The sequence below is a fragment of the Pseudomonas marincola genome (assembly GCF_900682675.2).
In the GTDB taxonomy this organism is placed as follows: domain Bacteria; phylum Pseudomonadota; class Gammaproteobacteria; order Pseudomonadales; family Pseudomonadaceae; genus Aquipseudomonas; species Aquipseudomonas marincola.
In genome coordinates, this window is the sequence record NZ_LR215729.2 from 2,281,491 (window position 1) to 2,294,094 (window position 12,604).

Annotated in this window: 13 protein-coding genes; 11 read left to right on the forward strand and 2 right to left on the reverse strand. The window is 50.1% G+C overall.

Annotated features, from left to right (window positions below):
* Positions 1-28: 28 nt before the first annotated feature.
* From PMYSY11_RS10685 to PMYSY11_RS10730, 10 genes are all read left to right on the forward strand, one after another.
* Complete coding sequence (locus tag PMYSY11_RS10685; RefSeq protein WP_150549162.1) at positions 29-571, forward strand: fimbrial protein; 543 nt, start codon at positions 29-31, stop codon at positions 569-571.
* Positions 572-637: 66 nt separating this feature from the next.
* Entirely contained in the window at positions 638-1,390 is a 753-nt protein-coding gene (locus PMYSY11_RS10690) for a fimbria/pilus periplasmic chaperone (RefSeq protein WP_150549163.1), read from the forward strand.
* A gap of 194 nt (positions 1,391-1,584) precedes the next feature.
* On the forward strand, positions 1,585-2,115 hold the full coding sequence (locus PMYSY11_RS10695; protein WP_172970684.1) for a fimbrial protein: 531 nt from the start codon (positions 1,585-1,587) through the stop codon (positions 2,113-2,115).
* Positions 2,116-2,404: 289 nt separating this feature from the next.
* The gene (locus PMYSY11_RS10700; protein ID WP_150549165.1) at positions 2,405-2,944 is read left to right on the forward strand and encodes a fimbrial protein; all 540 of its coding nucleotides are present in this window, start codon (positions 2,405-2,407) and stop codon (positions 2,942-2,944) included.
* 37 nt (positions 2,945-2,981) lie between these two features.
* Positions 2,982-3,719, forward strand: coding sequence for a fimbrial biogenesis chaperone (locus PMYSY11_RS10705; RefSeq protein ID WP_150549166.1), 738 nt, complete (start codon positions 2,982-2,984; stop codon positions 3,717-3,719).
* A gap of 132 nt (positions 3,720-3,851) precedes the next feature.
* A complete protein-coding gene (locus PMYSY11_RS10710) occupies positions 3,852-6,389 on the forward strand; it encodes a fimbria/pilus outer membrane usher protein (protein WP_239655572.1) in 2,538 nt (845 codons plus the stop codon).
* A gap of 34 nt (positions 6,390-6,423) precedes the next feature.
* Complete coding sequence (locus tag PMYSY11_RS10715; protein WP_150549167.1) at positions 6,424-7,446, forward strand: hypothetical protein; 1,023 nt, start codon at positions 6,424-6,426, stop codon at positions 7,444-7,446.
* Positions 7,447-7,551: 105 nt separating this feature from the next.
* A complete protein-coding gene (locus PMYSY11_RS10720) occupies positions 7,552-7,920 on the forward strand; it encodes a CidA/LrgA family protein (protein ID WP_090515931.1) in 369 nt (122 codons plus the stop codon).
* On the forward strand, positions 7,907-8,629 hold the full coding sequence (locus PMYSY11_RS10725) for an LrgB family protein (protein WP_150549168.1): 723 nt from the start codon (positions 7,907-7,909) through the stop codon (positions 8,627-8,629). Before PMYSY11_RS10720 ends, PMYSY11_RS10725 begins: the two co-directional genes overlap by 14 nt.
* 224 nt (positions 8,630-8,853) lie before the next feature.
* The gene (locus PMYSY11_RS10730; protein ID WP_150549169.1) at positions 8,854-9,444 is read left to right on the forward strand and encodes a hypothetical protein; all 591 of its coding nucleotides are present in this window, start codon (positions 8,854-8,856) and stop codon (positions 9,442-9,444) included.
* A 199-nt stretch (positions 9,445-9,643) separates the two neighbouring features.
* Here the strand turns inward: PMYSY11_RS10730 and tyrS are convergent, their stop codons facing one another.
* Positions 9,644-10,879: a tyrosine--tRNA ligase gene (tyrS, locus tag PMYSY11_RS10735; RefSeq protein ID WP_150549170.1), complete on the reverse strand. Its 1,236-nt coding sequence runs from the start codon at positions 10,877-10,879 to the stop codon at positions 9,644-9,646.
* A gap of 94 nt (positions 10,880-10,973) precedes the next feature.
* Positions 10,974-11,588 carry a TetR/AcrR family transcriptional regulator gene (locus PMYSY11_RS10740; RefSeq protein WP_150549171.1) on the reverse strand — a complete coding sequence of 205 codons (615 nt, stop codon included), beginning with the start codon at positions 11,586-11,588 and terminating at the stop codon, positions 10,974-10,976.
* A gap of 637 nt (positions 11,589-12,225) precedes the next feature.
* On the opposite strand from PMYSY11_RS10740, the gene PMYSY11_RS10745 reads away from it, so the two are divergent.
* On the forward strand, positions 12,226-12,456 hold the full coding sequence (locus tag PMYSY11_RS10745; protein WP_150549172.1) for a hypothetical protein: 231 nt from the start codon (positions 12,226-12,228) through the stop codon (positions 12,454-12,456).
* The last annotated feature ends 148 nt before the right edge of the window (positions 12,457-12,604 follow it).

Consider the following 12,604-nt stretch of genomic DNA (forward strand, 5'->3'; position numbering starts at 1 on the left):
TGAATCTTCAACATGGATGTTGCTGGCTATGAGATATACGCTCTCTGCGATTACATTAGGGGTAAGTCTGCTTTCAGCGCAGTTTACCAGCGCGGATGACGGCACGATTCATTTCTCCGGATTGGTGCAAGACCAATCTTGTGATCTCTCGATTAATGGCAGTGGCAGTGGCGATGGCACGGTTACATTGCCAAACGTACTACTTTCAGAACTGGATAGTCCTGGAGTCGAAGCAGGTAAGACACCTTTCACTATTGCATTGCAAGACTGCACGCCGGGCTTGATGGTCCGTCCGTTTTTTGAATCGAATAATGTGTACGTGCCCACTGGCGCATTGGGTAATTCTACTTTGCCATCCGCTGGTGGTGCTGAAAACATAAATGTAGCGATTACTAATGATCAAGGAACACGGCTCGACCTCAATACCAATCTGGTAGCTGATAATCCTTTCAAAGAAATTGACAACAATGGAGAGGTTAGCTTTGTTTACAAAGCAGGTTATTTGGCTATTGGGAATGTTGGCGTCGGTAAAGTAACCAGCGCACTAGTCTACAACATGATTTATCAGTAAGTTAGCTAGAATTTATTGAAATTGCTCTCGAAGTTGTCATATGAATCAAATCCATATGACCATTGAATGGATAACTCAGATATTATGACAATGCGTAGCAAGTTTGTTTTTACCGCTCTTCTACTGAGCCTTTCGATCAGCAGCTTAGCCAGTGTAACCATCAGTGGTACCCGTATCATTTACCCCGCGCAAGAGCGCGAAGTCACCATAGACCTCAATAATAAAAATGATACGCCTGCACTGATTCAGTCTTGGATTGGCACTGGCGACTCTAAAGTCGGGCCCGGCGAGGAGCAGCTACCATTTATCGTTACGCCACCCCTTACACGAATCGAGCCCAATCAGGGCCAGTCGCTGCGCATTGCATACACAGGTGAACCGCTTCCTGAAGATGTAGAGTCGGTATTTTGGTTCAACATGCTGGAGGTGCCGCCGATCGGAAAAGATGCCAAAGGTAATAACTATATCCAGTTGGCATACCGCTCACAATTAAAGTTCTTCTTTCGTCCAGAAGGGTTGAGCGGCAATCCTAAAGCAGCAGGTGTAAATGTAAGTTGGTCGATAGCCAAAGCAGACCAGGGTTATGTACTGCGTGGAACCAATGACTCTGCGTTTCACATTAGCATCGCGGGAGCCACACTCACTGTAGGTGGTAAGGATTACCCTAATCAGCAAGGTGGCATGATCCCCCCCAAGTCAACTTTCGACTATAAGCTTGAAGGCCTAAACAAACCTGTTGCAGGCGGAAAAGTTTCATACAGGTGGATTAATGACTTCGGCAGTATTACCACTACAGAGTCTAAACTGAGTTCTGACTGAATGGATTCCATTTGCTCTTGTCCGTTATCGAACTTGGTTGCGAGCACTTAGCTCGGCATTTGTCTTCTGCTCTGTTACATAATGCCTCGGTAGATCGGAAACCTCTTACAGCTATCATTTTGCCACTTCGGTAATGTGCATAAACGGTTTCGCTCCAGAGACCTGGAGCCTCAATGATAGCGTTGGAGGAAAATATGAATAAAAGTATCTTATCTGCAGTCATTGCTATTGGTTACATCTCACCTGCTTTTGCAGTTGATGGAACCATTACAATCAATGGAGGTGTTAATAACACCTCATGCAACGTAGTCGTAGATGGGCAGGGCACTGATGCAAACATCAAGCTTGAAACCGTGAGTGAAAATTTGCTCATCAATACGGGCGATATTGCAGGCGCGCGTCCTTTTACTCTTGATATGGTTGCTTGCCCACAGGTAGAAGGTGTTCGCGCTAAATTTGAGCAAGATAATGTTTCTCCAACCGAGGGCAATCTGGTGAACCTGATTCCCGTTGAAGTTGGCGGTGCAGCCAAAGTCCAAGTCCAAATTACCAATGCATTAGGCAACGCTATTGATCTGACCGCCAACGGCGATGCTAATTTGTATGTGCCGATAGAAAACGGGAATGCGAGTGTAACTTATCAAGCCCAATACTTTGCATATGATGGGCAGGTATCGGCTGGTCACGTATACACCGCGTTGGTTTATACGATTGACTATCGTTGATCAAATAACAGTGTCTGGATCAATCTGATGTAATTGCCTGGCTTGTTAACCCACCAGTTCTAGCTGGGGCTTGGTTCAGATTCATCTTGTCACACACTCGAAATCCTGAGTATAGAAGCTGTGCACTTGCACAGCTTTTTTTATGCAAAAAATCTTATCATAACCCATATAAGTCGGACTTTTCCTACATATTAATTTTCAAACTTTGGCTATTGTGCAGTTGTTGCTCTGGGCAAATTCATGCACGTGAGTAACAACAACTCTAACATCTGAAAGCATCGAGGAATTTATGAAGAAGATTATCGCAACCGCTGTTATTGGCATGGGCATCCTCTCGTCTGGTATGGCTGTTGCTGCTGACGGCACTATCACAATCAACGGTCTGGTTACCACCAACTCTTGTGATGTATCAGTTAATGGCGGCACGGGCGATGCCACTCTGACCCTGCCTGATGTTTCTTCGTCTCAGTTGGCCGCAACAGGTGATGTAGCGGGCGCAGAAGACTTCATCTTCGCACTTACTGGTTGCAGCGCTGGCGGCAAGGTTCGTGCTTACTTCGAAACTGACAACGTCAATACCGGTACTGGCAACCTTCAAAACAACACTGCTCCAGTCGACGGTGGCGCAGCTAACGTACAAGTACAAATCACTGATGGCGATGGTACCCGTATTGACCTCGCCAGTGAGGCACAAACAAATAACCCATACATCGATATTACCAACGATGCAGCATCTCTGCCGTATAAGGCTCAGTATGTTAGCACCAACGGTCAAGTTATTGCAGGTTTGGTTAACACTGCTCTCGTTTACACCCTTGAGTATCAATAAGCAGTAATTAGCTGCTGGTCATCACTAAGGACAGTGTATGTTTGTGCAAGATTGTGTTCGTAATTTTGGTTTAGTCGTTGTTCTCATGAGCGTGTCTGTTGCCAGCAATGCCAGTGTTACTTTATCTGGTACGCGGGCTGTTTATCCAGGCGATGCGCGTGAGATTACAGTTGATATGACCAATCAGAATGACACCCCGGCACTCATACAAGCATGGCTCGACAGTGGTGATCCAGCAGTGGCTCCAGGCGTTGAAGAACTGCCTTTTATCATAACGCCGCCGCTTACCCGTATTGAACCGAAAGAAGGCCAGACACTTCGAATCGCCTATACAGGAGAGCCACTGCCCAACGATAAAGAGTCTGTGTACTGGTTGAACGTACTTGAAATCCCGGCGAAAAAGAAGGATGTCGAAGGCAAAAACGTTATGCGGATGGCTTTCAGGTCTCGCATAAAGTTGTTTTATCGACCTGTCGGTTTACACGGCACAATCTATGACGCTGCTAAGGCAATAACGTGGTCCATGGTTAAAGATACGGACCACTATGTACTTCGCGCTACGAATGATAGTCCATACCACACAAGTATTAGTGGTGTGAAGTTAGAATCTGCGGGTAAGGAATACAACAACAAGAATGGTGGGATGATTAGTCCTATGGCAAGCAAGGATTACCCCCTCACTGACTCACCCGGACCATTAAAAAGTGGAACCATTACCTTCCGCTGGCTCAATGATTTTGGTATCGCCCAAACACAAGTCACCAAACTTAAGTGAGTGCATCGCTAACATCTAGCTTTGTTTGATTTTTCATAATAAATTGGTGTAACTGTGCGCTGGCAATCTTATGACTTCTGCACTCAGTCTATTTTTTCAAAGTCGAATTTGCTTATAGTTGTGCTGTTTCTAATGTCGCCTCAAGCTGTATTTGCTGAGGAAACACCTCTGTCAGAGAGTCAATCGACATCAGAAAGCGATATACAGAAAACAACTGAAGTAGATGAGAACCCGGTCGATGATGATCAGATGTTCGACAGTAGCCTGCTTAAGGGGATGGGCCAGAACATAGACCTGTCTCGTTTTGCTAAAGCAGGGGCGATTGATGCTGGCACTTATCGGATCGATGTTATTGTTAATGGTCAGTCGTCGCTTCGCCAGACCGTTACAGTAATCAAAGATGAGGCAGAAGAGGGCGAGAAACGCTTCTGTTTCACGGCGTCAGACGTCGCACAATGGGGTGTCGACATTCCAAGCTTGCCCAACCAGAAAAAGGTCAAGCAGCTTCTGCAAGAGTCTTGCATCGAAGCCAAGATGCTCATTCCCGATGCTACATTCAGCATGAACTTAGCAAAACTCAATGCCCAGTTGAGTATTCCCCAAGCGTATGTAGGCATGGTCAGACCGGATTACATCGATCCAGAAGATTGGGATGCGGGTATCACTGCCGGTTACATTAACTACTCAACTAATGCGTTCCTCAATAAGCAAACTGGTTCGGATGATTCATCCTCTTTCAGCGCTAACTTGCGCACCGGCATCAATATCGCAGGCTGGCGCTTTCGACACGATGGCCGGTACGAGAATAAAAATGATGAGGCATCAGACTACGACTCGCAAAAGACCTATGTGCAGACCGATGTAACTGGGGCGCTGTCTCAGTTCACCGTGGGAGAGTACTTTACGCCAGGTGAAACCCTGGATAGCTTTTCGTTTACGGGCATCCAGATAGCCAGCGATGAGTCAATGCTGCCTGAGACTGAGCGTGGTTTCGCTCCGGTTGTGCGTGGTACGGCAGACACTAATGCGAAGGTAACTATTACTCAGGGTGATAACGTTATCTACGAGTCAACCGTTGCTCCAGGCCCTTTTGCTATCAATGATCTTTATCCCAACAGCAACTCGGGCGATCTTGATGTAGAAGTCACCGAGGCCGATGGCAGGGTTAAACGTTTCACTGTGCCTTTCTCGGCGGTAATCCAAATGCTGCGGCCCGGCACTTCACGCTTCAGTACTACGCTGGGCCGTTTCCGAGACGATAATATTTCTGATGAGCCCGAGTTCGCTCAAGGCACATACCGCCGTGGTATCACCAATGATTTGACGCTGTATACCGGTGCGACTGGCGCGCAGGATTATTATGCATTTCTTGCCGGTGCAGCAGTCGGTACGCCACTGGGCGCGATTTCGTTGGATGTTACGCACACTCAAGCCAGTAATCTCTCTGTTGATGCCCGCCCCGAAGACGACAAATTCTCGGGTGAAAGTTATCGACTCAGTTACAACCGCTTTATTGACTACAGCCAAACGAATATTTCAATTACGGCATCGCGCTTTTCCAATGAAGACTATTTGGCGTTCTCGGACTTCGTGCAGTTGAGTGATAATCCGTTAAACGACTTCAACCGAGAGAAAAGTCGTTATCAATTCAATTTAGATCAACCCATAGGCGACTACGGCAGCATTTATATGTCTGGTGTTGTGCAGAATTATTGGGACTCGGAGCAAGACACCACGACGTTTCAAATCGGTCTGAACAAGAGCTTCAGTTGGGGCAATGTCAACCTTACTGCCAGCCGTGATCTTGAGGATGACAGTGATGAGTCCAGTGATTCGTTCTTGCTCACTATCAGCATGCCTTTTGAACTTGGCAGCGATCGCGCCTATATCAATACCAGTGTGTCGTCGGACGGTGACGACAAGCATGGTTTTCGTACCAGTTTGAATGGCACCGGCGGTGCTAACGATCAGCTCAATTATGGTGTTTACGGCGCTGCCGACTTGGACAGCTCGGGTAACACTGAAAACTACGGTGGCGATTTGCAGTACCGTACGAGCTTGACCCAGTTAGGTACGAGCACCAGTCAAGGTGAAGACTTCAGCCAATATACAGTCTCTGCAACCGGCACCTTGTTGGCACACAGCGGCGGTTTAGTCGCGTCGCCGGAGCAGGGCGACACCATGGCCTTGATCGAGGCAGAGGGCGCAGAAGGCGCGGCGATCAGGGGCGGATTAGGGACTAAAGTCAACGCTGGCGGATATGCGGCGGTGACCAACCTGACCCCGTATCGCAAAAATACCGTTGCACTCGACCCTAAAGGGCTTTCACGTGATGTTGAGTTGTCACTGACTTCTCAAGAAACCGTGCCGCGTCGGGGGGCCGTTGTTAAGCTTGAATACCCTACAGTTACCGGTAGCCCATTGTTATTGCGCGTTAAGCGCGACCCTAAGATTCCTTTCGGCGCTCAGGTTTTAGATGCTGCCGGCGAGCAGGTAAGCCTTGTGGGGCAGGGTGGTCTTATCTTTATTCGTGGGGAATATCCCGAACTGCGCGTTGTGTGGGGACAAGGAATAGACGAGTCTTGTACGCTGGTTTACGACAGGCCCGAAGACGCGCCCGACGGTAATTATGTGCAGGTTCAGGCGCAGTGCATATCTGAAGCCAGCTAATTGCCAATCATGATGATAAAAGGATCTTATATTCATGAAGACTTCATTTTTAGCTGCAAATGCACGGGCGTTGCTCGTGCCCACGACTCTCAGTGCACTGACAGGATTGTTGTTTACCGGCGATGCGCTTGCCTCGTGTTCCGGCGTTGAGAATTGGGAATGCCGCTTCTCTGCTTTGAATACAATTTACTCAGGCATGACTGCGGTGAACAACGACATCGTCGCGGGCACTGTGATCGGCAATGTGACCGTTAATTATCAGTACTCATGCTCAATCCCCATGAGTTCGGGTGACCGGACCATTCGCTTCGGTATGGCAACTGAAAACAATGTGAGAAGTGGCGCCGATCTTCTGACCAATGTCGATGGACTCACCTATCGGGTCGCAGGGGGTGTGAGTGTTGGTTCCGATCCTTTCCTGACCAAACTGGGTGGCGTCAATAATCGGGTTCAGATTGACGCGATAAGACCTGCTAACGGAAATGCCGATACCTGTGTTGAAGGCAGCAATAGCGTAAAGGTTTTTGATGTAATCAAGGACGGTCAGATTACCGACACCACCCACATCGCCCTGGATTTCCCGCGCACGGTCAGTTTCATGACGGCGCGTTATTCCAACGCTGCGACAAACACCAAGACCCTGCGCGTGGTGCCGTCAGTTGCCACCATCGATGCTGCAGCGACAACCTGCACCATGACTGCGCCGACCAATGTGGTTTTTCCCACTATCCCTACGCGGTTGGGGGATACGAAGCCCAGCAAGGACTTCAAGTTTTCATGGACGTGCAGCTCAATCGCCAACACCACAACTAGTTTCTCTGCGCCTGGCTATGTGCCTGTGAGCGGCGGGGAGGGCATTCAGGATGAAAAGACCCGGGTCATCCTCAAGCTGAAAAATACCGAGACGGGCGCCTACATTCCCTTTGGTACTGAACAGGCTAAACAAATCCCCTCGGGCGGAACCGACATTTCCTTCACCGCCGAACTGTCCCAACTAGAGCGACTAAACCCCGGTGAGTTCGGCTTTGATGTGATCTACACGACTTTTTATAAGTGAATCCTGGGTTTTCAACTGACTGATATGGTTTTTGTGTTCACGACTGATGCTATGCAGTCGCTTTACTGCGAGGCATAGTTAGAGTTTTTCCGTCGAGAAAATCTCATGCTCAAAGGACTGACCTTACTGTTAGCGCTGCAATTGTTGGGGAGTTTGATAAGCACCCTGTGGCTGCCGATGTTGCCCGGCGCCATTATCGGCATGTTGTTGCTGGTGGTTATTTTGGCCATACGCGGGATTGATGAGTCACTGCAACAAGCGGCTAACTGGCTGTTGAGCTATCTACCCTTGCTGCTGGTAGTGCCTGCTGCCGGAATCATGGTTTCCGGCACCGCCTTACTCGACGAAGGAGTGGCCATTGCAGCGGCGCTAGTGCTCTCGGTGATTATTACCGTACCGCTTTGCGGCCTGCTGATGCAGTACCTCACCGTGCGCCTTGAACGCAAAGCCGAGGCTGCCAATGAGCCTGAGTGACGTTTCAGCCGCCTGGCACAACTTCATATTCAATCCGGTATTCTCGTTGGTTGTGACGTTGGTTGCGTTTCAAATTGCCGTCGTGATTTACCGTCGTAGTGGTTGGTTGGTGCTGCAGCCGGTCATGGTTGCAATGGTTCTGATCGTATCGACCTTGCTGATTACCGGCCTTGATTACACAACCTATCGCCAAGGCGCAGAACCCATTGCAATGCTGTTAGGCCCGGCAACAGTTGGCTTGGCCGTACCGCTTTACAACAATATGAAGCGTATACGTCTGCTGCTATGGCCAATTCTTATCACGGTATTGGTCGGTGGAATTTTGATCGTGGTACTCACCGTGCTGATTGCCCATTTGCTGGGTGCCAGCCTGCCCGTGATGATTACGCTGTCATCTAAATCAGTAACCATGCCTATTGCCATGCTGGTGACGGATCAGTTGCACGGTATCGCATCGTTGGCGGCAGTGTTCGTCATGCTCACCGGGGTTATCGGCACAGCGCTCGGGCCAATGTTATTGCGTCGAGTTGGCGTTGTGCATCCAGCTGCACGCGGCATGACTTATGGCATGAATGCACACGCCATCGGCACCGCCCGCGCCCTGGAAGAAAGTAGCGAAACTGGCGCATTTGCAGCACTGGCCATGAGTTTGCTTGGCGTTTTCACTGCCGTATTGCTACCGCTGGCCGCGAATTTCTTTCTCGACTAGCTGCATTTGCTACAGCCCGGCGTAAACGGCGTCGGGTTCACTGGAGTCGAAGCGATCAAGGGCAGGGGAGTGATAAACCGCTGTTTTCTTCTACACTCGAAACAACTTTGCGCACGTCCAACCGCATAAGCCTGTGCACAAACGCATATGGCGTTTCACAGATGATTTACTCAGCAAGTAGCCATCATAGATGGGTCAATGGGTTCCACTTCTAAGGATCGTGTATGGAGTCAGAGGTACTCAATCCGGACTCGTTTTTCCACGTTCGAGTGATCATCGGCATGGTAACAGGCCTCAGCGTGGCAAGGCTGCTCAATGGCCTTGCGCGTTTCGTGCAGCACCCAAAACGTGAATACATCTATAGCGTGCATTTGGCCTGGGTATTTTTCTTGCTGCTCGCTGTCGTGCATTTTTGGTGGTTCGAGTTTGCGCTGGTCAAAATAACGCGCTGGACCTTTGAGCTGTACTTCTTTGTTATCTGTTATGCCGCGCTGTATTTCTTCATTTGCGCCATCTTGTTTCCAGACAACCTCGATGAATACTCCGGGTTCAAAGCGTATTTCCATTCACGCCGAACCTGGTTTTATGGCCTGCTTGCAGCGTTGTTCGCAGTCGACATGATCGACAGTGCACTGAAAGGTGATGAGCATTTCCGTGCGTTGGGAATCGAGTATCAAATACGTCAGGCGTGTTTGATTACTATGTCGCTTATCGGCACCCGCGTCGCCAATGACCGTTATCATCAGGCGTTTGTCATCATCGCCTTGGCAGCAGAAGTCTGGTGGATCGTCAGTGAGTTCAATGTTCTAACCTGAGCAGGCTCAGGCTTTGTTGATCGTAGCGCTTGCATTCACAACCGCTCGCGCAAACTCGCCGCTCAGCGATCAACAGAATGCCTCGATTTGAGTCAGCCCATGTCCGCCGAACGTTTTGCGCAACAGAGCAGCCGCTATGCAGGTAGCGGCTGCTCTGTGCTGTTACGCATCAATTTTTACAATGCCAGATAGAAAGAATTCACTGCGAAACTTCAATCTGGATGTGACGTTTCTTGCCCAGCGCAACATGCCAGCGCGAATCGTCAGGGCTCAATAGTTCGTCTCCGGATTGCATTACTTCTCCGTTCACACGCAGGCCACCGCCTTTGGCCAAGCGCCGCACGGCACTTAGTGAAGGCTCCACTCCACACGTCACCAATGCAGCAGCGACGGTGAGGCCACCAGTCAGCTGAGATCGATCTACCGAGAAACAAGGCAAATCATTTCCATGCTTGCCGCCCGCAAACAAAGCCAAGGCCGTGGCGCTGGCTTGCTCGGCCGCTGCTTCGCCGTGAGCTAGGGCCGTCACGTGATTGGCGAGCACAATTTTCGCTTGGTTCAGCGCGGCGCCGTCTACGTTGGCTAAACGGTCGATATCGTCGAGTGGCAGCTCGGTAAAGAGAGCGAGAAACCGTCGAACATCACGGTCGTCACAATTGCGCCAGAACTGCCAGAAGTCGAAGGGCGAAAGCCGCTCGCTATCCAGCCACACAGCTCCGTTCATGGATTTACCCATCTTCTTGCCATCCGCCGTTGCCAGCAGCGGCATCGTAAGACCGAACAGTTCACGGCCATCACGGCGGCGACCGAGCTCGACACCGTTGATTATGTTTGCCCACTGATCTGCGCCGCCCAATTGCACCGTGCAGTTATGACGTTTGGCCAGTTCGGTAAAGTCATGTGCCTGGAGCAACGTGTAACCGAACTCCAGAAACGACAACGAGTTTTCGCGATCAAGGCGCTGACGCACAGCGTCAAAGGTCAACAAGCGATTGATCGAGAAGTAGCGGCCCACGTCGTTCAAGAACTGCAGGTAGCCGATCTGATCCAACCATTCTGCGTTATCAACGACCTGACCGGCCGTCTCGCCAAGGGTTAGATAGCGCGAAAAAGTGCGTGTAATGCCGGCAATATTCGCGTCAATTTGCTCATTGGTGAGGAGAGGGCGGCTCTCATCGCGAAAGCTCGGATCGCCGATGCGTGTGGTAGCACCGCCAATCAACAGAACCGGCCGATGCCCAGCTTTTTGCATCCAGCGCATAAGCATAATCCCCTGAAGATGCCCGACATGCAGGCTATCCGCTGTCGCATCAAAACCCAGGTACACGGTTCGCGAGCCGGTAGCCAAGTGAGTACGAAGCCCTTCGAGATCAGTGGACTGGTGAATAAAACCACGGCTTGCGAGTGTCGCAACCAGATCAATGTTTGAGTTCATCGTATCTATCCAAAACAACGTTCAATGCGGGTTGCGCATTGCATTCGACAATGTAAAAAGCTGGGAACCTGACCGCTGGTTGCGGCGTCTTTGGTTAACGCATATCCGGGGCCGAGCGCTCAACTAACGGCAGGCCAATGATGCTAAGCAGTTGGCGTATCGCATCAAAGCGCCGTAAATAGGCGGCGTCGTTCCCGTATATAAGCTCGACGTTAAGACTGTCGATCAAGGCTAAATAGGCCTCTGCGAGCAAGTCCGCACGAGGTGCAGATATCCCTGCATACGAGCGTTCAAGGCACGCCTGAAAATGCCCACGGATGAAGGTTAGATACTCGCCAAAATCTGCTTTCACTTTGTGCTCAAGCGGTGCCGGCGGATAAAAGGCTGCCCGCAGCAGAAATCGTAACGCCGCACTTTGTGCGTACCGTGTTTGAAGATTAGTGACGTAACACTCACCGGGCACCTCAGCAGAGTTCTCGGCCTTGAACTGTGCCGCAACGTAGTCTCGCTCGTGCTGCAACGCGAGGTTCAGCACCGCGCTGTAGAGATCATCTTTGCCGGTGAAGTGGGCGTAGAGCGATGCCTTCTTGATCCCAGCGCTGCCTGCAATATCGTTCAGAGACGCCGCGTCATAACCGCGTTCAGCAAAATGCTCTAAGGCATGCAAAACAATGCGCTCGGCTGCTGGGGTTAGGGAATTGGTAGCCATGATTTACTCTTTAAACTTCCTATCGGTCGGTAGGTTTTGGTGCAAATCATAAAGTCGCCGGTTTCATGGGTCAATGGATTTGGTCGGTTTTCCCGTTAGCGGCGACCATTGAGGTCGAAGCAAGACGGAACTCAGCCGCGAAGGTACTGTTGGTTCTGCATGGTTGTGTGATGGTGCATGTTGTTGGCTTATCCTGACTACTTGGTTCCACATACAAAACGGGCCAGCTTTCACGCACCGTATAGATTGCAGCTTGATTAACGCATAGGCTGCAGGAATCAGAGCTAACAAGCGGCAAGCCGTGGTTGCCTGATCAGGCAAGAAATTGTGATTTTCTGTGGGCAATTGCATGAGGGGATGCTTTGAATGTAATACCTATTACTACGCATAATGTATATTATGTTAAATTATGTATAAGAGCATACGGCGAGACGCACAGTAAAAATTAAGTCCTCTTCACTCAGGCCACAGCTACATCGCGATTAGGTTGCGATTCGGACTAAACCGCATCGAACCTTTACGCCTGTCACTGATCGAATCTGCCCCGCATGTCAAATCCCCTCTTGCAGCCGCGCTATCTGCACAGGTGCAACCGGAGATAGACTGCCAACTCACCCGACCAACCAGGAAGGCTCCCATGAGGCGTCAGGATGTAAAAGCAAGGCTGGCTGAAGGCGTTTCTCTCGAAACCCACATCAGTGCGAACCCAAGCAATACCAAGGAATGGATTGTTTTCTTCAAGAAAAATGCCGGGCGAAGTTTTTTCCTGGTTGATGACCAAGAGCAAGTCGAGTCATTTGCAGATCTCAATCTGCTTATCGCCGAGCTGTCCGCGATGGGCCTCAAGATTGCTGAGGTGCACTTTTAGTTGATCAGTTGCTGTAGGTTCAAGCCCGCCTGCCGATGAAGTACTGCTAGACCTCCCCCATACCAGTCATCCCCAAAAAGCCGTGCTAGACCCATCTTTTCGACAGGCGAGCCTGTGCAGCAGTTGAAAAGTGAGTCTATTCTTCAGT